Annotated in this window: 24 protein-coding genes; 13 read left to right on the top strand and 11 right to left on the bottom strand. The window is 49.2% G+C overall.

The annotated features are described in order from the left end of the window. Window positions 1-118 precede the first annotated feature (118 nt). From rnm to rluB, 3 genes are all read left to right on the top strand, one after another. Window positions 119-988: an RNase RNM gene (rnm, locus tag AB8599_RS09475; RefSeq protein WP_407330663.1), complete on the top strand. Its 870-nt coding sequence runs from the start codon at window positions 119-121 to the stop codon at window positions 986-988. Next, the gene (locus AB8599_RS09470) at window positions 985-1,605 is read left to right on the top strand and encodes an L-threonylcarbamoyladenylate synthase (RefSeq protein WP_407330662.1); all 621 of its coding nucleotides are present in this window, start codon (window positions 985-987) and stop codon (window positions 1,603-1,605) included. The genes rnm and AB8599_RS09470 overlap by 4 nt, the downstream gene beginning before the upstream one ends. Before the next feature lie 183 nt (window positions 1,606-1,788). Beyond that, window positions 1,789-2,877, top strand: coding sequence for a 23S rRNA pseudouridine(2605) synthase RluB (rluB, locus tag AB8599_RS09465; protein ID WP_407330661.1), 1,089 nt, complete (start codon window positions 1,789-1,791; stop codon window positions 2,875-2,877). Between the two features lie 70 nt (window positions 2,878-2,947). On the opposite strand, the gene AB8599_RS09460 is transcribed toward rluB, so the two are convergent. Next, the gene (locus tag AB8599_RS09460) at window positions 2,948-3,688 is read right to left on the bottom strand and encodes a YciK family oxidoreductase (RefSeq protein ID WP_407330660.1); all 741 of its coding nucleotides are present in this window, start codon (window positions 3,686-3,688) and stop codon (window positions 2,948-2,950) included. Window positions 3,689-3,904: 216 nt separating this feature from the next. Here AB8599_RS09460 and sohB point away from each other — a divergent pair, with 216 nt between their 5' ends. Further along, window positions 3,905-4,978 (top strand): protease SohB, encoded by a 1,074-nt coding sequence (gene sohB / locus AB8599_RS09455; RefSeq protein ID WP_407330659.1) that lies wholly within the window; start codon window positions 3,905-3,907, stop codon window positions 4,976-4,978. An 8-nt stretch (window positions 4,979-4,986) separates the two neighbouring features. After that, window positions 4,987-5,403, top strand: coding sequence for a DUF805 domain-containing protein (locus AB8599_RS09450; protein ID WP_407330658.1), 417 nt, complete (start codon window positions 4,987-4,989; stop codon window positions 5,401-5,403). Between the two features lie 70 nt (window positions 5,404-5,473). Here AB8599_RS09450 and AB8599_RS09445 read toward each other — a convergent pair whose 3' ends face one another. Beyond that, window positions 5,474-5,719, bottom strand: a complete 246-nt coding sequence (locus AB8599_RS09445; protein ID WP_407330657.1) for a YciN family protein — start codon at window positions 5,717-5,719, stop codon at window positions 5,474-5,476. Window positions 5,720-6,121: 402 nt separating this feature from the next. Here AB8599_RS09445 and topA point away from each other — a divergent pair, with 402 nt between their 5' ends. Continuing rightward, complete coding sequence (gene topA, locus AB8599_RS09440) at window positions 6,122-8,743, top strand: type I DNA topoisomerase (RefSeq protein WP_407330656.1); 2,622 nt, start codon at window positions 6,122-6,124, stop codon at window positions 8,741-8,743. 172 nt (window positions 8,744-8,915) lie between these two features. Further along, entirely contained in the window at window positions 8,916-9,350 is a 435-nt protein-coding gene (locus AB8599_RS09435) for a VOC family protein (protein WP_407330655.1), read from the top strand. A gap of 30 nt (window positions 9,351-9,380) precedes the next feature. On the opposite strand, the gene AB8599_RS09430 is transcribed toward AB8599_RS09435, so the two are convergent. The 8 genes from AB8599_RS09430 to iolD form a co-directional block, all read right to left on the bottom strand. Further along, the gene (locus AB8599_RS09430) at window positions 9,381-9,722 is read right to left on the bottom strand and encodes a thioredoxin family protein (protein ID WP_407330654.1); all 342 of its coding nucleotides are present in this window, start codon (window positions 9,720-9,722) and stop codon (window positions 9,381-9,383) included. A 77-nt stretch (window positions 9,723-9,799) separates the two neighbouring features. Next, complete coding sequence (locus AB8599_RS09425; RefSeq protein WP_407330653.1) at window positions 9,800-10,171, bottom strand: hypothetical protein; 372 nt, start codon at window positions 10,169-10,171, stop codon at window positions 9,800-9,802. Window positions 10,172-10,408: 237 nt separating this feature from the next. Next, complete coding sequence (locus AB8599_RS09420) at window positions 10,409-11,578, bottom strand: Gfo/Idh/MocA family protein (RefSeq protein ID WP_407330652.1); 1,170 nt, start codon at window positions 11,576-11,578, stop codon at window positions 10,409-10,411. A 39-nt stretch (window positions 11,579-11,617) separates the two neighbouring features. After that, window positions 11,618-12,469 carry a class II fructose-bisphosphate aldolase gene (locus AB8599_RS09415; RefSeq protein ID WP_407330651.1) on the bottom strand — a complete coding sequence of 284 codons (852 nt, stop codon included), beginning with the start codon at window positions 12,467-12,469 and terminating at the stop codon, window positions 11,618-11,620. Window positions 12,470-12,494: 25 nt separating this feature from the next. Continuing rightward, complete coding sequence (locus AB8599_RS09410) at window positions 12,495-13,352, bottom strand: 5-deoxy-glucuronate isomerase (protein ID WP_407330650.1); 858 nt, start codon at window positions 13,350-13,352, stop codon at window positions 12,495-12,497. Between the two features lie 21 nt (window positions 13,353-13,373). Then, window positions 13,374-14,426: a 5-dehydro-2-deoxygluconokinase gene (gene iolC / locus AB8599_RS09405; RefSeq protein ID WP_407330649.1), complete on the bottom strand. Its 1,053-nt coding sequence runs from the start codon at window positions 14,424-14,426 to the stop codon at window positions 13,374-13,376. Beyond that, window positions 14,419-15,594 (bottom strand): Gfo/Idh/MocA family protein, encoded by a 1,176-nt coding sequence (locus AB8599_RS09400; RefSeq protein WP_407330648.1) that lies wholly within the window; start codon window positions 15,592-15,594, stop codon window positions 14,419-14,421. The genes iolC and AB8599_RS09400 overlap by 8 nt, the downstream gene beginning before the upstream one ends. 75 nt (window positions 15,595-15,669) lie before the next feature. Then, window positions 15,670-17,523 carry a 3D-(3,5/4)-trihydroxycyclohexane-1,2-dione acylhydrolase (decyclizing) gene (gene iolD, locus AB8599_RS09395; RefSeq protein ID WP_407330647.1) on the bottom strand — a complete coding sequence of 618 codons (1,854 nt, stop codon included), beginning with the start codon at window positions 17,521-17,523 and terminating at the stop codon, window positions 15,670-15,672. Window positions 17,524-17,819: 296 nt separating this feature from the next. On the opposite strand from iolD, the gene AB8599_RS09390 reads away from it, so the two are divergent. The 6 genes from AB8599_RS09390 (at window position 17,820) to AB8599_RS09365 (ending at window position 23,717) form a co-directional block, all read left to right on the top strand. After that, window positions 17,820-18,710 carry a TIM barrel protein gene (locus AB8599_RS09390; RefSeq protein ID WP_407330646.1) on the top strand — a complete coding sequence of 297 codons (891 nt, stop codon included), beginning with the start codon at window positions 17,820-17,822 and terminating at the stop codon, window positions 18,708-18,710. A gap of 80 nt (window positions 18,711-18,790) precedes the next feature. After that, window positions 18,791-19,924: an ABC transporter permease gene (locus AB8599_RS09385; protein WP_407330645.1), complete on the top strand. Its 1,134-nt coding sequence runs from the start codon at window positions 18,791-18,793 to the stop codon at window positions 19,922-19,924. 37 nt (window positions 19,925-19,961) lie between these two features. After that, window positions 19,962-20,765, top strand: coding sequence for an ATP-binding cassette domain-containing protein (locus AB8599_RS09380; protein WP_407330644.1), 804 nt, complete (start codon window positions 19,962-19,964; stop codon window positions 20,763-20,765). A gap of 168 nt (window positions 20,766-20,933) precedes the next feature. Continuing rightward, entirely contained in the window at window positions 20,934-21,848 is a 915-nt protein-coding gene (locus AB8599_RS09375; RefSeq protein WP_407333205.1) for a sugar ABC transporter substrate-binding protein, read from the top strand. 226 nt (window positions 21,849-22,074) lie between these two features. After that, window positions 22,075-23,115, top strand: a complete 1,041-nt coding sequence (locus AB8599_RS09370; RefSeq protein WP_407333204.1) for a LacI family DNA-binding transcriptional regulator — start codon at window positions 22,075-22,077, stop codon at window positions 23,113-23,115. Window positions 23,116-23,213: 98 nt separating this feature from the next. Then, a complete protein-coding gene (locus tag AB8599_RS09365; RefSeq protein ID WP_407330643.1) occupies window positions 23,214-23,717 on the top strand; it encodes a M48 family metallopeptidase in 504 nt (167 codons plus the stop codon). Between the two features lie 58 nt (window positions 23,718-23,775). On the opposite strand, the gene AB8599_RS09360 is transcribed toward AB8599_RS09365, so the two are convergent. Next, window positions 23,776-23,916: a hypothetical protein gene (locus AB8599_RS09360; RefSeq protein WP_407330642.1), complete on the bottom strand. Its 141-nt coding sequence runs from the start codon at window positions 23,914-23,916 to the stop codon at window positions 23,776-23,778. Window positions 23,917-24,060: the final 144 nt, after the last annotated feature.

Here is a 24,060-nt window from a genome sequence, read left to right as displayed (position 1 = left end):
GCTGTTTGTTGGATGAGGTTATGCTGTACCATGAAGACGTAATCCATTTGAGTTAGTAATCGTGTACTAGTTAACTAGTGTATGGCGGCAAAGTCAAGCAACGAATTGAAGAAAATTAATGCTATTTGATTTACACAGCCACACCACAGCGTCTGATGGACGCTTCAGTCCTGAAGATCTCGTGAAACGCGCAGTTGACTTTCGTGTCAACGTGCTCGCTATTACCGATCACGATACCACGGCCGGCCTCGCGCCAGCCAAGCAAGCCGTGGCAGATCTCGACCTTCCTTTGCATATCGTGAATGGTATTGAGATTTCGACGGTTTGGCAGAATAAAGATATTCACATCGTGGGGTTGAATATTGATCCCGATGCGCCTGAACTTCTAAAGCTTATTGAAGAGCAAGCGGTTCGCCGTGAAGCGCGTGCCGAATTGATTGCTGAGCGTCTGGACAAGCAAGGTATGCCCGGTGCGTTGGAAGGTGCAAAAGCGCTGGCGGGTGATGTGCCACTGACACGGGCTCATTTTGCCCGCTGGATGGTCGAACAAGGCCACGTAAAAACCATGCAGGCCGTGTTCAAGAAATACTTAACTCGCGGTAACCCCGGCTATGTGCCACCAAATTGGTGCACGATTGATGAAGCGGTTGATGTTATTCACAAATCGGGCGGACAGGCCGTGATTGCGCACCCCGGTCGGTATAACCTCACGGCCAAATGGTTGAAACGTCTACTTCAAACCTTTGCCGATGCAGGTGGAGATGGCATGGAAGTGGCGCAACCGCAGCAAGCACCAAATGAGCGTCGCCTTTTGGGTGATTATGCCATTCAATTTGGGCTGGCAGGTTCCCAAGGTTCTGATTTTCATTACCCTTCTCCGTGGCTAGAGCTCGGACGTAACTTATACTTACCAAAAGGTTGTTCGGAAATCTGGGAAACTTGGACGCTGCCAACGTTGGAAGTATTGCCCGTACAGGAGGAAGTATGAGCCAATTTTTTTATGTGCACCCTGATAATCCACAAGCACGCTTGATCACTCAGGCTGTTGCTATTGTTCGTAATGGCGGCGTTATTGTTTATCCGACAGATTCGGGTTATGCACTGGGCTGTCAGCTGGAAAACAAAACGGCGCTGGAACGTATTTGCCGAATTCGTCGCTTGGATGATAAGCACAACTTCACGTTACTGTGTCGTGATTTGTCGGAGCTTTCGCTGTATGCACGAGTCGACAACACTGCGTATCGCTTGATCCGAAATAACACGCCTGGTCGGTATACCTTCATTTTGAAGGCAACCAAAGAAGTGCCACGTCGTTTGATGAATCCGAAACGCAAAACTATCGGTATTCGTGTGCCTGACAATCAAATAGCGTTGGATCTGTTGGAAGCCATGGGCGAGCCAATAATGTCCACGTCACTTATCTTGCCCGGCAATGATTTTACGGAATCTGATCCTGAAGCGATTCGTGATCAGCTTGAGCACGCAGTTGATTGCATCTTAAATGGTGGTTTTGTCGGTGAGCAGCCGACTACAGTGATTGATTTCAGTGACGATAAGCCTGAAATTCTTCGTTATGGCACAGGCGACACGAGTCCGTTTGAATAAACTTGTCAGCGGTTATGGCTAATTGGCCACACTGCAACGCTAAATTTCCAGTGATGTCGGTGGCTAGTAACGAAATGGCATGGTGTATTTGTACCTATTTTGGCATAATACGCCGTTGCCTCTCTTTCGAGGCGTTTCTTTCCGACATCGACGCCTGTGAAGGCGACAGTAAGGTAAACGTAAATGAGTGAAAAATTACAGAAGGTGTTAGCCCGCGCAGGTCTCGGTTCTCGTCGTGAGATCGAAAGCCTGATTCAAGATGGTCGTGTCAGCGTCAATGGTGTTGTTGCCAAGCTTGGTGATCGTCTTGAAGATGTCAACGCTAACATTCGTGTTGACGGGCACAGTGTACAAGTTGCTGCGCCTTCTGAGCTTGTGTGCCGTGTAATGGCATACAACAAACCAGAAGGTGAGTTGTGCACACGCAGCGACCCTGAAGGTCGACGTACCGTTTTTGATCGCCTCCCTCGTCTTAATGGTGCCCGTTGGGTTGCTGTAGGTCGTTTGGATGCGAATACATCAGGTTTGATGCTGTTCACCACAGATGGTGAGTTGGCTAACCGTTTGATGCACCCAAGCCGTCAAGTTCAACGTGAATACATGGTTCGCGTGTTTGGTGACGTGAACGAGCAGATGGTAAAAAATCTGGTTCGTGGTGTTCAGCTTGAAGATGGCGAAGCGCGTTTTGAAGATATTCAATATGCGGGTGGCGAAGGTTCTAACCACACATTCTATGTTGTGATCACTGAAGGACGTAACCGTGAGGTTCGTCGTCTTTGGGAAACACAAGGTGTGACGGTAAGCCGCCTGAAGCGTGTACGCTACGGTGACATCTACTTGAACAAAGAGCTACCTCGCGGTGGATGGATGGAACTTGAACTGGATAACGTTAACTACTTGCGTGAAATGGTAGATCTACGCCCAGAAAAAGAAACCATGATCACAGTAGAAGCGCAAAAGCGTAAAGCACGTGGTCAGAAGATCCGTCGTGCAGTGCGTCGTCACGAAGAGCGTGTTGAATCAAGTGAAACGCGTAAACCTCGTCGTGGCGGTCAGCCAGCTAAACCTGCGCAGGGCAAACCAGCTCAAGGCAGTAAGCCAGCACAAGGTCGACCAGCGTCGGGTAAGCCTGCTCAAGGTAAGCCAGGACACGGTAAACCCGCACAAGGTAAACGCGGTAACGGTCGTCCGGGTAGCAATGCAGGACCGAAATTTGGCGGTCAGTCGTCTTCTCGCCAGAAGCCTCAGGGCGGAAAGCGCCAAGGGCGTTAAGCGAGATAGCACCGACATAAAAAAGCCAGCAGAAATGCTGGCTTTTTTGCGACTGGATTGTCGAGCCTGATTACTTAGGTTGCGCGTCGATGCATTGACCGTTCACGTCAACACCTTCTGGCGCCATAAGGTAAAGGTACAAAGGCATAATATCCAGTGGCGATTTGAGTTTACTCGCTTCTTCCGCTGGAAACGCTGACGCACGCATTTTTGTGCGCGTACCGCCTGGGTTGATAGCATTCACTTTAACGCTGGTGTTGCTCAATTCGTCCGCCAGCACCTGCATCATGCCTTCGGTGGCAAATTTTGATATTGCGTATGCGCCCCAGAATGCTCGCCCAGCGTGTCCCACGGTAGATGTTGTAAACACGAGGCGCGCGTCGTCTGATTTTTGCAGTAAAGGCATCACGGCTTGGGTCATCAAAAACGTGGCTTTAACGTTCACTTGCATGACTTCATCAAAAGCCTTCTCTTCGATCTGATCGAAAGGACTCAATACTCCCAGCATGCCAGCATTGTGCAAGACGCCATCAAGGCGACCAAATTGCTGCTCAATGGTATCAACCATATCCAGATAGTGCTGACGTGTGGCGCCTAGCATGTCCAGTGGGATAATCGCAGGTTGAGGGAAGCCTGCCGTTTCAATCTGGTCGTAGACGCTCTCTAGCTTCTTTACTGTGCGTCCTAGCAGAATAACGGTTGCACCATGTTGCGCGTAACTGAGGGCGGCTTGTCGTCCAATACCATCTCCAGCACCAGTCACCAGAATGACCTTTCCGTCTAATGCATTGGCTGCTACTTGATACTCCACGTTACAATATTCCTTTTATCTTCGACATCGCTGCCTGTTAATCTCAATGCCCACTTTTCGATTCGCGAATGCGTTTCGCTGCGGTTAGTAGGCATTGTAAGGTGCTGAACCTGAATTAAACAACTAGCGAATACAAAGAAAACGATACGGCACTTGCACTTTGCTGGTCGTTGTTTAGTAGAATGACCACATATAACAATAAATGAGGAATACAGTTTGGAATTCTTGCTTGATTATGGCCTGTTCTTGGCAAAAATATTGACCTTTGCCATCGCAGTGATCGTCGTGTTGGTTATCGTGAAAAGTGCAGGTGGAAAACAGGGGCAAAAAGGTGAGTTAGAAATCACAAACCTGACTGAAAAACATAAAGATTTGGTTCACGCTATGGAGTCTTATCTTTATGACGAAACTGCACTGAAAGCTCGCGATAAAGCGGAGAAAAAAGCGGAAAAAGCCAAGGCAAAAGAAGCCAAAGCAGAAGAAGCCAAAGCAGAAGCCAAAAAAATGACCGATGCGGCGTCATTGGAATCAAACCGTAAGCCTCATGTATTCGTATTGGACTTCAAAGGCAGTATTGATGCCCGTGAAGTGACCGCATTGCGTGAAGAAGTCACTGCTGTTCTGTCTGTTGCGAAAGAAGGCGATGAAGTGCTGGTTCGTCTAGAGAGTGGCGGCGGTATGGTGCATGCCTATGGTTTGGCTTCTTCTCAGCTTGATCGTATCAAACAAGCAGGTATTCCTTTGACCGCATCAGTTGATAAAGTGGCGGCCAGCGGTGGTTACATGATGGCCTGTGTCGCAGATAAAATCATCGCAGCACCGTTTGCTGTTGTTGGCTCAATAGGCGTGATAGCACAGTTGCCAAACTTCAATAAATTGCTTAAAAAACATGATATTGAATTTGAGCAACTGACGGCGGGTGAGTTTAAGCGCACCCTTACCATGTTTGGCGAAAACACAGATAAAGCGCGTGAGAAGTTCATGAGTGAGTTAGAAGAAACCCACTCACTATTTAAAGATTTCATTGCAGATCATCGTCCATCTTTGGCGTTGGAAAAAGTCGCGACTGGTGAGCATTGGTTTGGTAGCCAAGCGCTGCCATTGGGGTTGATTGATAGCATCGGAACCAGTGATGACTATCTGGTGTCTGCAGTAAAAGAGAAAGACGTTTTGAACGTGCGTTATGTTCAGCGTAAAAAGCTTGCTGAAAAATTGGCTGGTGCATCCGCGGAAGCGGCAGATCGCCTGCTGTTGAAGTGGATCAGTCGTGGTCAGCGACCTATCGTTTAGGAGTTAAAATGAACAACCAAAAGTGGGCCTTATTTTCGTTTGAAGGACGAATGAGACGCCGTGATTATTGGCTATACAGCGTGCCTGTGCTGGTCATGGTATTGCCAACTTTCTTTTATCAAGGCGGAAACGCAGTGTTAGATGTGCTCTCAATCGCGATCTCTCTATTCGCGATATATGCATCCATTGCGCTTAATATCAAACGCTTGAAAGACAGGAACAAAAGTCCGTGGTGGCTTGTTGTGACTTTTTTACCCTTGATTGGTCCTATATTCGCCTTGGTTGAATTGGGCATTCTTGACGGCACACCGGGTCCAAATCAATTTGGCCCTGATCCGAAAGGTCGCGGCAACAATAATTCCGGTCAAGGCGGTAATTCTGTCCGAGAAGATAAAGAAAAAGATACGGCAGTGTTTGAGGGGTAAATTCTTCGCTCATAAAGAAAAATGCCACCTGCAAGGTGGCATTTTTCTGCTTAAGCTCAAACGCGCTGGCTTATTGCAAGGTGTACTGTTTTGACAGTTGGTGAGCAAGATACTTGAACATGTTGAAAACAGCAGTGGTTTTGGGGGTTGGCAGTCCGTTGTCGTCCAAAAAGTATTCGCCTTTAAAGACCATCACGCCTGCTTTTTCTTCCACTGAACTGACGTGCATGCCGTCTATGTATGCGTCGTGTTCGCGGATGATTTTGTTCGCCATGTTGAGCAGGTCGTCACTGCCGATCGGTGTTTTGTCAGACATACTTTTCTCGAATAAAGTGAAAAAGAGCGCCTATTATAGCCTTTGTGTCTTCAAAAGAGGACATGGTTGCGAATCCGTCGAATTGGTTGTTTCGGGAAGGCTTAGTGTGAGCCAAGCCAGAAAAATTCGAAGTGAAATGGTAAATAGGTTGCGGTCAATGGTAATGATTAGCGCGCTTGCAAATGTGAGACAGCGCTAATCCTCCGATAAAGTAGGTTTGTTGTTTACAAGTAGATAACAACTGCGGAAGCTGCAACCAATCGGGGAGTTTTAGAAAGAAACTGGTTGATATTCAGATCGACTCGCTCGTATTGTAAAAAGAGTCAGTCAGCATGGCATCAAGGTTTGCATGCGATTTGGATGGATAGATTGAATTTTTGACGCGAGGGCGTATTGGTCACTATGGGTAAATCTCTCGTTATCGTGGAGTCCCCGGCAAAGGCAAAAACGATTAATAAATACCTGGGCAAAGACTTCATCGTTAAATCGAGTGTTGGTCATGTTCGGGATTTGCCTACCGGTGCTGCACAAGGCGGCAAGAAAGCGACGCCTACTTCAACCAAAGGGTTGAGTCCGGAAGAAAAAGAACGAATTAAGAAAGAGAAAGAAAAGAATTCGTTGATCAACAAAATGGGAGTTGACCCTTACCGCGATTGGAAAGCCAAGTATCAAGTGCTTCCTGGTAAGGAAAAAGTCGTTTCAGAACTTCAAGCGTTGGCAGAAAAAGCAGATTGTATTTATCTCGCAACGGATTTGGACCGCGAAGGGGAAGCCATTGCTTGGCACCTGCGGGAACTTATCGGCGGTGATGAAAGCCGTTTTAAACGCGTTGTCTTCAACGAAATTACTCAAAATGCTATCCAGCAAGCGTTCCAAGCGCCTGGTGAGTTGAACATGGATGGCGTGAATGCACAGCAAGCACGCCGCTTCCTGGATCGCGTTGTGGGCTTTATGGTGTCGCCTCTTCTTTGGAAGAAGGTTGCACGTGGCTTGTCGGCGGGCCGAGTTCAATCGGTTGCGGTTAAGCTTCTTGTTGAGCGTGAGCATGAAATCAAAGCGTTTGTGCCGCAAGAGTATTGGGATATTCATGCCGATACGACGACGGCCAGTCAAAACGTATTGCGACTAGTTGTTGCCCAACAAAACCATGAAGCGTTCAAACCTTTGAACGAAGCACAGGCGATGGCGGCAACGGATGCGCTGCAGAAAGCGACATACAAAGTGGCGGATCGCGAAGTTCGTCCAACCACGAGTAAGCCGTCTGCGCCTTTTATTACCTCGACGTTGCAACAAGCGGCGAGTACACGCATGGGCTTTGGTGTTAAGAAGACCATGATGCTGGCTCAGCGTCTGTACGAAGGGGGTTACATCACCTACATGCGTACTGACTCGACCAACCTTAGCCAGGAGGCGGTGGAATCAGCACGTGAATTTATTGGTAGTGAATTTGGTGATAAGTATCTGCCAAGCGCGCCAATTAAATATGGTTCAAAAGGCAACGCACAAGAGGCGCACGAAGCAATTCGTCCTTCAAGTGTTGACGTGAAAGCGGATGATTTGCAGGGCATGGACCCTGACGCTCATCGTCTGTATGACCTGATCTGGCGACAGTTTGTGGCGTGTCAAATGACACCAGCTAAATACGACTCGGGCACCATTAGCGTTCAAGCGGGTGAATTTACCCTGAAAGCGAAAGGTCGTACCTTGCGTTTTGATGGTTGGACGCGTGTACAGCGCCCTATGGGTAAAAACGAAGATACAACGCTTCCACACGTTGATGTGGGCGAGATCTTGACGCTAGATAAGGTTGACCCTAAGCAACACTTCACCAAGCCGCCTGCACGCTTTACAGAAGCTGCATTGGTTAAAGAGCTTGAGAAGCGTGGTATTGGTCGTCCTTCTACTTATGCATCGATCATTTCAACCATTCAAGATCGTGGTTATGTGCGCACTGAACAGCGCCGCTTCTACGCAGAAAAAATGGGTGAGATTGTTACCGATCGTCTTGATGACAGCTTTGCTGATCTGATGGATTATGATTTTACTGCGCGTATGGAAGAACATCTCGACCAAATCGCTATGGGTAAAGAAGATTGGAAACAGGTACTGAACAACTTCTTTAAAGCGTTTACTGATGATTTAGTGAAGGCTGAGTTGGATGAAACTGAAGGCGGAATGAAGCCGAACAGCATCGTCATGACCGACATCGATTGCCCAACCTGTGGCCGCAAGATGGGTATTCGTACCGCGTCTACTGGCGTATTCTTGGGTTGTTCAGGCTATCAGTTGCCACCGAAAGAGCGTTGCAAAACCACCATCAACCTGATGGATGAAGAAGGCATTGTTAACGTTCTTGAAGAAGACGTCGAAACGGCAGCACTTCGTGCTAAAAAGCGTTGTCCTAAGTGCGAAACTGCGATGGACGCTTACTTAATCGACCAAGAACGCAAGCTACATGTTTGCGGTAACAACCCAAGTTGTGATGGGTATTTGATCGAAAAAGGCGAGTTCAAGCTTAAGGGCTACGAAGGCCCAGTGGTTGAGTGTGACAAGTGTGGTTCCGACATGGTGCTGAAAAATGGCCGATTCGGTAAGTACATGGGTTGTACCAATGAAACTTGTAAGAACACCCGTAAGATCTTGAAAAACGGAGAAGTCGCACCACCGAAAGAAGATCCGGTGCATTTCCCTGAGTTGCCATGTGAAAACTCAGATGCCTACTTCGTGCTTCGTGATGGCGCATCAGGTTTGTTCTTCGCAGCGAGTAACTTCCCGAAATCGCGCGAAACGCGTGCGCCTTTGGTTGAAGAGCTTGCTCGTTTTAAGGATCGCATTCCAGAGAAGTACCAGTATCTGGCTGACGCACCTGCTGAAGACCCAGATGGACGCAAAGCTGTGGTTCGCTTTAGTCGTAAGAGCAAAGAGAACTACGTTCGCACCGAAGAAGACGGCAAGCCATCCGGTTGGACGGGTTTGTTCATCGACGGCAAGTGGGAAATCACTGACAAACGCAAGAAGAAGTAATTCTCTTAGCGGACAAAAAAAGCAGCGTAAGCTGCTTTTTTTCGCATTAATTATCTGTCGCTCCTTTGTTGTTTGCCGCGATCTTATGATTCGATCAACCTCTTGGTGAGCAGACACACTATTCTTGATTCTGTGGTTTACATTCGATCATTGCGTTTTTAGGGAGAAGAACATGGCATTAACACCGTTTCACGTCGCGATTCCGGTACGAAATCTAGAAGAGTCACGCCGTTTTTATGCGGACGTGTTGAATTGTGGGGAAGGGCGAAGCAGTGACGAATGGGTTGATTTCAACCTTTATGGGCATCAGCTTGTGATTCATCATGACCCCAATATTGGTGACAACAACACGCTGAATCTGCATCACAATGCTGTTGATGCCAAAGCCGTTCCGGTTCCTCACATTGGTGTGGTGCTTGAGATGGAAGATTGGCAATTACTGGCTGACAGGTTAAAAGAAAAAGGGGTTGAGTTTGTCATAGAGCCCTATATTCGTTTCGTTGGTCAACCGGGCGAACAAGCCACCATGTTTTTTCTCGATCCGACCGGCAATGCGTTGGAATTTAAATCGTTCAAAGACATTGATGGTCAATTGTTTGCGAAATAGGTGATGGGTCGCCAAACGTTTAAACGCGAGTTAGGTATCAACTTCGGAGAGCAAATCTCCGATTTCATCAGGGTGAATGGGGCGCACGACACGCTCAACTTCGATACCGTCGTTAAGCAGTATCAAAGTAGGCCACAGCTTAACGTTAAAGGATCGTCCCAGTCGTTTTCCCTTGCCGTCATAAACTTTAATGTGAGTCGTTGAAAGCCCTGCTAAGGCTTCCTTCACCGCAGGCTCTGCCGCTTGGCAGTATCCACACCAAGGTGCGCCAAACTCGATAATGGCAATACCTTGTAACGCTTGAACCTCTTCGATCGTTGGGCTGTCTTCTGCATAGTCTGGGTTGTAGCCCGTTGTGGCAGCTTGGATCATCGGGTGTCCTCCGTGACAGTGATTCGGATATCTAAAGGCTAAAGGCAAAAAGCGACCTTGGTCGCCTCTAGTGTCTATTAGGTCCAGCGCTTAACCGCATCGGCGGTGTCGGTGGGGTTGGTATTGAAGCAGATTGTGGCCTGTGGTGCGGCTTTATGAACAGCGTTGACCAGCTTTTCAAAGACGAGGAAATGACTGTCATCACGACGGACACCTGCACCAATGAGCACACAATCATAGGGTTGCCCCTGCAGCGCTTCTGTTGCGGCTTGATACGCCGTTTCGCCATCTCGGATATAGTGCAAGGTGACATCGTACCCTAAGGCAATCAGCTTATCCCGATCGGCCTCAAGCATGGCGCGCAGTTTCTCTGCATTCATATCTGGCCATTTATCGTAGTTCACCACGTCTGGGTGCCAACCAAAGAGTGCGATTTTTTTGTCTGACATAGCTCCTCCTGAGCATTCACTATTGCTTGTGAATATAGTCTGGTGGCGACGATGAGGTTGTCTGAGTTATAAGCCTGAATATTAATTCTTTTGAGGATCACAGTAAGGAAAAGCGAATGTGAGAGCGGGAGAGGAAAGAGAGACCGGAGTGAATAAGCAGCAACGCGCGGTGAAAAAGGCGAGCAGACCGACGACGGGCTACCTGCTCGCAAGCATGTAAATCGATAAACCAGAAGGTTAGGTGAGATCTTTCACGGGTTCCCATTTACCGTCACTGTCTCGTGAACGAACAGCTGCATATACAAAGGCCATCCCTTGTGCGCCTTCCTCCACGGTGGGATTGGTGAGACTGAGCGGATCAGGTGTTTCACCCATGATGTCATCGACGATGTTGGAAGCGAAATCGTAGTACAGATTGGCAAAGGCTTCTCGGTAGCCTTCTGGATGACCAATCGCCACATGCGATACCCGTTCACCAGCTTTAGTGAGTCCAACGCCCCCTTTGGTGAGAATATAGGCGGGCTTGTCAATTGGGCGAACCAGCAATTCGTTAGGTTGTTCTTGATTCCACTCCAAGCCGCCTTTGGTGCCGTAAAGGGTGAGATTCAGACCATGTACGCCACCGGCGGCAGCTTGTGTGACCCAAAAGACGCCACGAGCCTTGTTTGGGTAGCGAAGCAAAATTCCGCAGTAGTCATCGGCATCACGGCCATCAACCAGCGCGGTGACGTCTGCACTTAACGAGGCCGCCTCCATACCCATCACATAGCTGGCAAGGTGATAACTGTGGGTCGCGATATCGCCAAGGATCAGGGATGGTCCAGCGAGTTCAGGTTCCATGTGCCAGTTCGCACCTGATAACTCTGATTCGGTGAGTGTGGCAAGATGTCCTTGAATGTAATTGCTTTGCACCATGGTGATGTTGCCGATAACACCTTGAGCGACCAGCTCTCTGGCCTCTCTGACCATGGCGTAACCACTGTATCCGTAGGCAACACAATACCGTTTACCAGCCGCTTTAACACGTTTGACTAAATCAGCGGATTCTTCCTCTGTCATGGTGAGCGGTTTTTCACAGAACACGTTAAACCCTGCATCTAATGCACGGCAGGAAAGTTCATAGTGGCTGTTGTTTGGGGTCATGATGGCAAGAGCGTCAATGGGCTCATCGGTATTTGCTTCGCCCGCGAATAAAGCGTCGGGGTCGCCATAGGGGCGAGCGATACCCATGGATTCTCCTGCGGCAATAGAGCGTTCTGCGTTTGACGAAAACACGCCTGCAACCACGTCAAATTCTTCATGCATGGTGGCGGCTGACCGGTGAATCGAACCGATAAAGGAGTCAGGCCCGCCACCGATCACGCCTAATCTCAATCGTCTTCCTAACTTCTGATATGCCTTGCTCATTCTTACGTCCTTTTGAATGGGTATCGCCGCTAGCGTTCGCTACTTGAATAGTGGTTGACGTGAGGAAGCCAACAATGCGATCACTCTGGCTGCTTCGTATTGCAGCGCTGGCATGGCTTTTCCTGCAAAATACTGGCTGTCATATTTTTCCGGCTCTTGGCGCATAGACTCACGAATAGCCTGACCAAACGCCATACGAAGGGTGGTGCCCACGTTGAATTTCGCCACTCGTTGTTGCTTGAGCTTGAGTAGATCCGCCTCTGCAATACCCGTTGTGCCATGAATAACTAAAGGCAAGGTGGTGGCCATTTCAATTTGTTTTAACAAAGCGAAATCAATTGGGCTATTCGCTTCGGTTTTACGATGAACATTGCCGACAGACACAGCCAGCGCATCAATGCCGCTTTCGCCTGCATATTGGGTGGCTTCTTGTGGGCTAGTCGCCATGGATTTGATGTGGTCACGGCCTTCTTCATAAGGGACTGAGCCGAGTTCGCCTTCAACCGTCACACCGACCGCGTGCGCTACGTCAACCACTTGGCGTGTTCGCCGGATGTTTTCTTCAAGCGGCAGTTGTGAACCATCAAACATCACAGAGCTAAAGCCCGAATGAATGGCGCGATATACAATGGTTTCTTCATAACAATGGTCTAAATGAACGCAGACAGGCACGGAGCTGGCTTTGGCCATTGGCACGAGCATACCACCCATGGCTTCAACACCTGCTAAGTCCACCATGTCCTTGTTGACGGCAAGAATAACGGGCAATGAAAGGGATTCAGCGGCGGCAATAATGGCTTTCGCTTCTTCAATACCAAAGACATTGCAGCATGCCACTGCGCCATCAGAGACAGCAGCGCTTGGGAGTAAATCGTTCAGGTTTACTAGCATCGATTCGTCCTTTTTTGATTGCCAATTATTTAAATTTAGCAACCATGTCTTTGATACCGGGAATAGTATGCACTTGATACTCGTGATGAGGGTCGAAGTGCTGCACCAAGGATTTACTTGTTTCACCTACAATGATAGTGAAGTAATACATCTCGTAACCAGGTGCCGCGACAGAAGGGTGGTAGCCCTTGTCGATGGCAATCACGCTGCCAGTGCGAACGTGATAAACCGGCCCGCAATCATCTTCATGTTCGTAAAGAAACTGCGCGCCAAAACCAAAGTCGGGGTTGAACCTAAATTGGTAGACCTCTTCGTAGCGAGTTTCTTGCGGTGCTCGATCTTCATCATGCTTGTGCGGTGGGAAACCTGACCAACCGCCCGCGCCCACAGTAAACAACTCACTAACCAGCATACGACCGCGTTTGTCTGCATTCTTCTGACCCAAGATATGTTTAATCTTACGGTGGGTTTTGGTGTCGTCGCTGCCGTATTGAATTTTATCCGTCTCTTCGGGTTGAACGGCGAAGGCAGAAAGCGCGTGTCCTGCTTCTCGCTCGTAACGACCACCTGCAATCATCACATCGGCTTCGTTGGACACGCATGTCACAGTGACATCGCTGCCCACTGGCGCGTATACCGCAGCAGGGTCGCCATCCCAAACTGACGCGCGCTTGCCGATGCCGCTAAACGTTTCGCTATCGACAGTGATGTCGCAGGTGCCGCCAGCTAACACGACTGCTGATTCGTAATCGTCCAGCTTGTAGCTATGGCTTTCACCCTTTTTAAGCCGTACAGGATTGAAAAAGCAAAGGGGAGTGGTGTCATCATTGACGCCAACAACGGGTTCATTTCTGTTATCAAACGGCGGGATATGCTTTCCCATGATCTACTCCTTAATCGTTTCTTAACGTTGCCCTGTCACTTCTGGCAACGCTGTAAATGTGTGTCCACGGCTTTCCATAAATGCGGTCAATGAGGGTAAGTTCGACATCGCATCTGCACAGGTATCGCCCGTGACATTGATGGCGGCGTTTGCGGCCCCCATGGCAACGGCGTCTTTCAAGTTGTATTGATACAGCAAGGCGAACAGAAGTGCGGCGGCGAAGGCATCGCCTGCGCCATAGGGTTTGCGCGCTTCCACGCTAAAAACTGTTTGTGAGCGTTTGAGTAAATTGCCATTACCATCCAAACCAAACAGATCGCAGCCTTGTGAGCCGGCTTTGACCACTACCAATTCTGTGCCGCCGCTCAATAGCTCCGATGCCGCATTAATGTGGCTATCTTCATGATCATGCGGGACACCCATGACCTCGAATTCCTCACGATTACCAATCACCACGTCGCTTAACGACGCCGCTAAGCGATAGAAATGCGGCGGATCGTCAGGCGATGCCCAAGAATAGGGACGATAGTCCAAATCCAGCACCACCAAGGTGCCGGAGAGTTGTGCGGTTTGCATGGCAGAAAGTGTGGCTTCACGGGATGGGCTGGTGGACAGCGCTGTACCTGAGACAAACAAACAACGAGATGACGCGAGATATTCGGTACTAATATCTTTCGTGTTTAGTGCCAAGTCTGCCGCGTTGTTGCGATAAATGACGACTTCAGGCTCAGGGCGCAACTCAGCCACCGCTAAGCTGGTGCGGTATTCACCGCTTAAGGTTTTGACACCTGATAAATCAATGCCTTTCCCTCGCATGTACTGGCGCACATAACGCCCTAGCGCATCATCAGATAGACAACCAATGAAACCGGCTTTTGCGCCCAAAGTGGCTAAGCCAATGGCGACATTGGCGGGTGAGCCGCCGACACATTTTTTGAAGCTGGACTCAGCGCAGAAATCTGCGCCGTCTGTGTTGCCATAGAAATCAACCCCAGCTCGACCCAGACAGATGACATCTATCGGTCGTTTAGCGTTGTTCTCCCAACCAGAGAGATGAATATGAGACTCAGTCATAGTCTACCCACACTGCACCATTATCTGCCGACTTGACGCAAGCATTCACCATCTTCACGCCGTCAATTCCGCCGTTAATGTCTGGATACCAATGGGTCGCCAAGAATGCGGTGTCGCCGCGATCGAATGCGTCAATGGCCAGCGCATAACGGTGATAAAGATTCGCCCAAGATTCAAAAAAACCTTCCGCGTGACCGCCGCCTTGACGGTTGCAAGAAACACCGAGATCATCGTTGTAAAGATAGCCCATGCCACGTTCTAGAATACGCACAGGCTCTCCCTGCACTTCATATCTCAGTTGATTTGGGTATTCGTCCCACCACTCGATACTGGCTTTTTCGCCCACGACGCGCACTTTTTGTTGGTGCATCGAGCCTGAGTTGATGGCACTGGCCCACAAGGTGCCTACAGCGCCACCTTCAAAATTGAACATGACGTGAGCGTTGTCTTCTAACGGTGCGCGAGATTCAATAAAGCTCTGGCGTGAACACAATAGAGATTTCACTTTCAAACCCGTGATCAGGCTTGCCAAGTAGAAAGGGTGAGTGCCGCAATCGCCAATGATGAAGCTGGGGCCGGACACTTCTGGATTCATGCGCCACTTGGCACCGGGATTGTCTTTTTCCACTTCCAGATTGTGAAAGCCATGAGCAAAAGACATCTGCACCACACGCACGGCGCCAATGTCGCCACGGCGAACCATCTCTTTGGCTTGTTGAACCATAGGGAAGCCCGTGTAGCCATACATGACGGCCACCATTTTGTTTTGCTTTTCCGCCAATGCTTTGAGTTTTATGGCTTCTTCGACATGAATGGTAACGGGCTTTTCACATACAACGTGCAAGCCCGCTTCAAGCGCAGCTTTTGCAATTTCATAGTGGGTCGAATTTGGCGTCGCAATCGAGACTGCCTGAATACCGTCTTCACGCTTTGCTTCTTCAGCAAACATGGTTTTGTAATCTGGGTAGCAGCGTTCCGGGTCTAGGCCGAGATTGGCGCCAAATTCGCGCCCTCGTTCGGGGTTTAAGTCCAGCGCACCCGCGACAAAGGTAAACAAGCGGTCACGTTGCGCGGCTGCGCGGTGAGAGTAGCCGATTTCACTGCCTCGACCACCGCCAACCATTCCCCAACGGATAGGTGAATCCAAATGCATTTCTTCATTGAACATGATGCGCTTTCTCCTTGATCGTGATGACGCATTGCTTGCGTTGTTATTCTTTTTGTTTAAGCGATGACTAGGCGACTACACGCCACGTCTTTGGTGCTGGCGTCCTTGCTCCCACTGGTCGCGTGCTTTGATAATATTTTCATTGTCAGTCACCTCAGGAAGGCCCACTTCCCACCATGCTTCGCACGATGACCAGATCGTGTCGTCGATATCTACCACGATGACATAAGTGCGATCTGAGGCTTTGGCTCGCGCATATGCGGCTTCGAGTTCATTGAGATTGGTCAGTTTCTCTGCATTTGCACCCAACCCGCGTGCATGGCTGACGAAGTCAACGCGCGGCAGGTCGTAATCTCGTTCCGTGGTGCAATCTTCTAACTGGTTATTGAAGGCCACGTTGCCCGTATTGGTTTGTAGCTTGCGAATAACCGCAAACCCGCCGTTGTCGCAGACAAACACAATCATCTTGTGTCCGGTAAGCACGGAACTGTAGATGTCGGAATTCATCATCAGGTAAGAGCCATCACCCACCATGACGATAGATTCATGATCAGGTCTGGCGATTTTATTGCCCCATCCCGCTGCGATTTCATAGCCCATGCAAGAAAAACCAAATTCCACATCGAGCGAATAAGGGTGACGGGTTTGCCAGTTCATGTTGATTTCAGCCGGTAGACCACCAGCGGCAGTGATCACGCGATCGCCTTCTTGCATCAGCGTATTCACTTTACCGACGACTTGTGCGTAAGACGGAAGTGTTGTGTCTGTCGCTGCGGTGCGGCTGTTAACGATCTCATCCCATGCGGCTTTTTCTGCTTTGGCTTTGTTCGTCCAACTGCTGTCAGTTGTCCAAGCGCCGAGTCGTTCGCACAAAGGAACGATTGCGGCTTTGGCATCCGCAATTACCGACTGCGCCATGTGTTTGTTGGCATCAAAGCGCCCCGCATTGATGCTGATGAGCTTCATGTCAGGGTCGCGAAACAAGGTCCACGATCCGGTGGTGAAGTCTTGTAAGCGTGTGCCAATGGCGAGCACCAAATCCGCGTCGTAACACATGTGGTTGGCACTGTTAGAACCTGTTGCGCCGATGGGGCCGCAATTGAGCGGGTGGTTGTCATTGAGCAGGGTGCGACCCGCGATGGTTTCGACCACAGGGATTTGATGCCTTTCGGCAAATTGTGTGAGTTCATCACGCGCACCGGAATAAAACACGCCGCCGCCAGCAATAATTAGCGGACGTTTTGACGCTTTGATGGCGTCAGCCGCCAGCGCTAAATCAATGGCTTCTGGCTGAGGGCGACGAATGCGGTGCACTTTCGGCGCAAAGAAACTTTCAGGGAAATCCCAGGCTTGTCCTTGAACATCTTGTGGCAAAGCAATCATCGCGGGGCCGCAATCGGCGGGATCAAGCATGGTGGCAATGGCTTGAGGCAATGCGACGGTGAGTTGAGATGGGCTGGTGATGCGATCCCAAAAGCGAGTAACAGCCTTGAAGGCGTCGTTCACTGTCAGCGACGGATTAGAAAAGTGTTCGGTTTGCTGCAATACCGGATCGGGCAAACGAGATTGGAAGGTATCACCCGCCAGCAAGAGCAATGGCAAACGGTTGGTGTGTGCAACGCCTGCAGCGGTCACCATGTTTGCCGCGCCAGGGCCAACAGAAGAGGTCGCAATGCCAATGCGGCGACGCTGATGTGCGCGTGCATATGCGGTGGCAGCCAACGCCATAGATTGTTCGTTTTGTCCGCGCCATGTTGGGAAAACAGATTGATTTTCAAACAGTTGCTGACCGAGGCAAGTGACATTTCCGTGGCCGAAAATCGCAAAGGCACACCCAAAGAGCGACTCGATTTTTCCATCATTTTCAATCTGTTGCGCTGCCAGATAGCGGACAAGTGCTTGTGCCGTTGTCAGTCTTATTGTTCCCATCTGCGTTTCTCCCTCTCAAAATTCAAAATCCTTGCTCTGATGAAATAGTAGTCATGTAATGAAAATGTTTTCAAATGGGAAAGTGGAAATAATCAGACTTCGCGCACGTTTTTTATTCAAATAGAGTGACTAGGCGTTTAATGCGCAATTATGAGACGACCATTTCGTTGACAAAATGAAATCATTACCATAATTGTTTATAAAGTGTTAACGATAAGTTGAATGTATTGGTTTGTGGGTGGAGTGAAGGCCAGACGTACAAATCAGATGGATTGTAATGAGTAGGAGGCTTTGCCTTGGAACTAAAAATCGCCAACGCACCGTGTTCATGGGGAATTGAGTTTGCGGATAACCCAGCAAATCCAACGTGGCAGACAGTGCTAGATGAAATTGCCGGCGCAGGGTACGGCGCCACAGAGCTTGGGCCACTAGGTTATTTACCGACAGAGCCTGAAGCCCTGCGTTCTGCGTTAGCAGACCGAACGCTTGGTTTGGTTGCTGGAACGCTATTTGTTCACCTCCACAAAGCGGAAGAAAGAGACGCAATTTTTGCAAAAACGCACACGACCTGCCAAATCCTCAACGCACAGGGCGCGGAATTTCTTGTGGTTATTGACCATGTTTCGTCACCGCGAACCGATCAGGCTGGTCAGGTTGACACGGCAACCCGCCTCAGTGATGAGCAGTGGGACGCCATGATGGAAACTCTGCGCGGCGTCGGTGAAATTTGTAAGCAATACAATGTGACGCCTACGTTGCATGCGCATGCGGGCACTTATATCGAATACCGCGATGAATTGGATAGAGCGATGCGAGACCTACCCGCAGACCTGATGTCTCTGTGTGTGGATACCGGACACTGCGTTTATGCCGGCATGGATCCTAGCGAAGTATTAAGAACCTACAAAGACCGTGTTAAATATCTTCATTTTAAAGATATCAATGCTGACGTATTGGCGGCCTCAGTGGCGGCAAGTACGGATTTTTACACCGCAATTGGCAACAACATCTTTTGCCCACTTGGGCAGGGATGTGTGGATTTTTCTGATGTTCGACAAACACTGATCGATATCGATTTCAGTGGATGGGTGACCGTTGAGCAAGACACAGACCCTGCAGCCAAAAGTGATGCGAGAACAGACGCAGAGCAAAGCCGTGCTTTTATTGAAAAGACGGTTCTTCATTGAGCAATCGTTTGAAACCAATTAATCGGTTTTGAGATTCGGGCTAGCGCCCAGATAAAACGCTAGGAAATTAGGAGGCGAGTATGTCGGTAAAAGAAACCGCATCAGGGACAGAAAAACAGGTGATTGGAGACAGTGATGAGCGAGTCAGAAAGGTTTCCTCCGTTAAACGGCTGCTATCGAGACCAGAGCTAGGTTCAGTATCCGGCGCCATTTTAGTCTTTGTCTTCTTTGCACTTGTTGCTTGGGACTCAGGCATGTTCAATGCCGATGGTGTGCTCAACTGGACCACGGTTTCGGCTCAACTGGGTATTATCGCCGTCGGTGCATGTTTGCTAATGATTGCTGGCGAGTTTGACCTTTCTATTGGTTCCATGATTGGTTTTGCCGGGATGATGATCGCCATTCCAGCTGTTCACTGGGCTTGGCCAGTATGGGCTGCGATTCTTTTCGCGTTTGTTTGTGCCATGGCTGTTGGTTTTCTCAATGGGTACATCGTTGTTAAAACTGGGCTCCCTTCCTTTATTGTTTCCCTCGCGTTTTTGTTCATTTTGCGCGGCTTAACAATTGCACTTTCTATTGCCCTCACAAACAAAACCATTATTTCAGGTGTTGGTAATCTCGCGGAAGGTGACTGGTTAGGTGCCATTTTTGGCGGGCAGGTTGGAACGGCGTTCTTTACCTGGCTTGGAAATGCTGGCTGGATTGAAACCTATTCTGATGGCACCCCTGTCGTCACCGGTATTCCGATGGTGGTTGTTTGGTGGTTCCTGTTGACAGCGGTTTGCTCTTTTGTGTTGCTGCGTACCCGTTTTGGTAACTGGATCTTCGCCTCCGGTGGTGATGCCAATGCGGCTAAAAATGTCGGTGTGCCTACCGACCGCGTCAAAATTGCCCTTTTCATGTTTACCGCATTTTGCGCCACCGTATTTGCCGCATGTCAGGTGCTGGAATTTGGTTCGGCTGCTGCAGACCGTGGTTTGCTTAAGGAGTTTGAAGCCATTATCGCTGCTGTTATCGGTGGGGCGTTGCTAACGGGCGGCTACGGCTCGGTCATTGGTGCTTTCTTCGGGGCGTTGATCTTCGGTGTGGTTCAGATGGGGATATTCTTCACCGGTGTTGATTCTGATTGGTTCCGCGTTTTCCTTGGCGTGATGCTGCTCATTGCTGTGCTCTTTAATAATTTCATCCGCAAGAAAGTGACCAGCGCTCGCTAATCGTGGTTGTCCAGATACGGAATTTAGGAGAAGAAAAATGTCGGAATTTGTCCTAGAACTGAAGAAGGTAAGCCGCTACTTCGGATCAGTGATTGCACTTAAAGATATCGATATGGAAGTGAAAATGGGTGAGGTGCATTGCTTGCTCGGAGATAACGGTGCAGGTAAGTCAACCTTGATTAAAACCCTAGCAGGTGTGCACAAACCGTCCGAAGGTGAGTTTCTGATGAACGGCCGACCGACGGAGTTCAAGTCACCGCGTGATGCGCTCGATGCAGGTATTGCCACCGTGTATCAAGACTTAGCCTTGGTTCCATTGATGAGTGTGACACGAAACTTCTTTATGGGTCGTGAAATCACCAAAAACTGGGGCCCAATTAGGGTCTTTGATACCAAGCGTGCCAATGAAATTGCGACCGCCGGTATGAAAGATATGGGGATAGATGTTCGCGACCCGGAACACCCCATTGGCACGATGTCAGGCGGTGAACGCCAATGTTTGGCGATTGCAAGAGCGATTCATTTCGGGGCAAAAGTGCTGATCCTTGATGAACCGACAGCAGCTTTGGGTGTGAAGCAATCTGCCAATGTACTCAAGGTCGTGGCAAGGGCGCGCGGAAAGGGCTTAGCGGTGATCTTGATCACCCACAACGTCCACCATGCCTTCCCTATTGCAGACCGATTTACTTTGCTTAACCGGGGTAAGAGCCTAGGAACATGGCTAAAGAAAGATGTGACCCGTGAACAGATACTCGAAATGATGTCAGGCGGACAGGAGTTAGAAACGCTTGAAGCAGAATTGGCTGAATTCCAGCGCACAGATAGTGCGGTTGCGAATTAGGCTTTCGTGGAGAAAACGTAAAGGGCAGTTGTTGCCTAAACCTTAGCAGTAACCTAGGGGGTAAGTATTGCCTTACCCGATGGATACAACAATAAGCAAATTGGAGAACACCGGATGAATACCCTACTTAAATCTGTAGCAAAGAGAGCGTCCGTCCTTGTGTTAGCAATGGCTGCGTCGTTTGCAGCTTTGCTTCCCAGCACAGCGCTCGCTGATGGCGAACGCTTTGTGCTGATTAGTCACGCACCGGACTCGGATTCTTGGTGGAACACCATAAAAAATGCCATTAATGAAGCGGGCGAGCAGCTCAACGTTGAGGTGGAGTATCGCAATCCACCGACGGGTGACTTGGCGGACATGGCGCGGATCATTGAGCAAGCGGTAGCGTCGAACCCACAAGGGATTATTACTACGATTGCGGATTATGAAGTGCTCAAAGGCCCATTGGAAAAAGCACGTAAAAAAGGCATTCCCGTTGTGACGATGAACTCGGGTACGGCGCAACAAAGTGAAGATTTGGGTGCGATTCTGCACGTCGGTCAACCAGAGTATGATGCAGGCTATGGCGCGGGGAAACGTGCGAAAGCAGATGGCGTAAAGAACTTTGTTTGTGTTAACCACTACATCACCAACCCTGCGTCGGTCGAGCGCTGCCAGGGCTTTGCGGATGCGCTAGGTGTAGAACTGGGTAGCCAGATGATTGATACGGGTCAGGATCCAACTGGCATCGAGAAAAAGGTAATGGCTTACTTGCGTGCAAACCCAGAAACAGAAGCGGTACTAACACTGGGGCCTACTTCTGCACACCCAACCATTCGTGCGCTGAAGAAAAACCGTCAGTTAGGCAATATCTATTTTGGTACGTTTGATTTGAGTGGAGAAATCGCGCAAGGCATCAAAGATGGCAACATCCAATGGGGTATTGACCAACAACCGTTCCTTCAAGGTTACGTACCCGTGATGGTACTGACTCTGTTTAACCGCTACGGTGTTGTACCTGCAAACAACATCAACTCTGGCCCAGGTTTTGTGACCAAAGATAACGTTGAGTTGGTAGAGAAGTTGGCTGGCGAGTATCGCTAAACTTTTCCGCTTCTATTGAGCAGCAAAGGGACTCTCTATCCCTCAGAGTCTCTTTGTTATTTCAATATTTCTAAGCTTTTTATGATGATTTGATCGTCACCAAGATAGGCTGTACGCAATTGCGGTACGTTCCAGTGTTCAGATGAAAACAATTTCATTATGATGTCGTTACGCCATTAAATGATCTGAAGGCGAACAGGACAGCAAAGCAGGGTAGCGTATGACCATGGGTAAACCGACACAATTGATTGAAAACCCACCACCTAAGAAGCGCAAAGTCACTGTTGTGGAAGTGGCGGAGGCGGCGGGGGTGTCAGTCTCAGCCGTGTCCCGAGCATTCAACCCCGAAGCCAGTATTTCTCGCCCGTTGCGTGAGAAAGTGTTTAAAGCTGCCGCTTCCCTCAACTACAAACCAAACCGAATGGCGCGTGGTATAAAATCGCGTTCAAGTCTCGTCGGCATTTTGATGACGGATTTTAATAACCCTTTCTATTTGCCGATTCTTTCCAGTTTCACCGCCGAAATCCAAAAACGGGACTGCCATACTCTGCTGATTAATGTCGACGGGGATATGGATATTCAAGAAGCGGTCGAGCTCGTCATGGAATATAACGTCGATGGCTTGATTATCACGTCTGCGTCCTTGCCTCAGCAACTTGTCGATGCGTGTAAATCTCAAAATACGCCTGTGGTGATCTTTGGTCGCGATTCGAGTGATAACAGCGTTACTGTTGTCAGTTGTGACAATGTGTTGGCGGGCAGAATGGCCGCGGATATGTTGTTGGATGCGGGCTATGTGCGCCCAGCATTTGTGGCTGGGCCAATTGGTACGTCTGCGACTGTGGATCGCCAGCGTGGCTTTATTAGCCGCTTAATGGAACGCGGTTGTCACCAGTGGCAGGTCGTGGAAGGTGGCGAATTTAGTTATGACGCGGGTTACGATGCTACGCTTCGCATCTTTAAAAGTTCAGAGCGGCCCGATGCCATGTTTTATGCCGATGACATTATGGCCTGTGGCGGAATGGATGCGCTGCGCTACGAGCTGGCACTGAAAGTCCCTCAAGATGTGGGGGTGCTAGGGGTGGATGACATTCGTCTTGCGAAGAGTCGCTCCTATAATTTGTCGACCATTCGACAACCCAATGACGAGATGATCCAATCCACTATCGATGTGTTGTTTGCACACATATCTAATCCGAACTTATCGCCTCAGTCGATCACCTTGCCCTGTGAGCCTGTGGTGCGAGGCTCAACGAAGAAGCATTGATAACCTGAATGTTTTCGCTACTGAGCCTTACTTCGTTAGGGCTTTACGAGGTAATGCTGATAGCATAGCCGCCTTGACTGGCGCTACATGAAACGGCAATGAATCCATCTCTTCGATATTTAAACGGTTATCCCGAGCATTTGGTCTCTCAAATAGAACGCCTTGTCGAAAGCGGTAAGCTTGGTGCTTGGCTAGCTCAGCGTTACCCAGGCAAACATGCCATCACCACTGAGAAAGCGTTGTATGACTATGTGATGGGCTTTAAAAATCAATACCTCAAAAAATCTTCACCCATCAGCAAAGTGGCGTATGACGGAAAAATCCATGTGGTTAACAACGCACTGGGGCTACATACTTTTGTCTCGCGGGTTCATGGCAATAAGCTAAAAGCGAAAAATGAAATTCGCATCGCTTCCATGTTTAAAGAAGCACCTGAGCCTTTTCTTCGGATGCTGGTGGTTCACGAATTGGCACATTTAAAAGAGAAGGAACACAACAAAGCGTTTTATCAGCTTTGCTGCCACATGGAGCCGGATTACCATCAATTGGAATTCGATGCACGGCTGTATCTTATCCACTTGGAAATGTCTAAAAACGCATAAAAAACGCGCTCGTTTGAGCGCGTATAGGTGCTGATGACTTCACGCGGGGATCGCCGATTTAAAGCGAGAACTTTTTGACGATGTCACTCACATTTGCGGTAATTTGCGTCAGTCCCTGTGCTTCTTTAGACAAGGTCTCAGCGCCTACTGCGGTGCTTTGCTGGTTGCTGGTTGCAAGGCTGAGCACTTCGTCAGCCACCACGGCGAACCCGCGATCTTTTCGTTTCTTAATTTGATGATATCCGCCGTTTTTCGAAGGGCGGAGACGTAGGTTTCGTGTGCGGCGCTAAATGTTTCAATGAGCGTTTTTTCTTGCGTGGTGTTCGCACTGTTTTTGAGCGTA

This window comes from Enterovibrio litoreus, from assembly GCF_045679545.1.
Classification (GTDB): Bacteria; Pseudomonadota; Gammaproteobacteria; order Enterobacterales; family Vibrionaceae; genus Enterovibrio.
The sequence above is the reverse complement of the archived record's forward strand: the minus strand, read 5'-3'. Positions and strand labels throughout refer to the sequence as shown.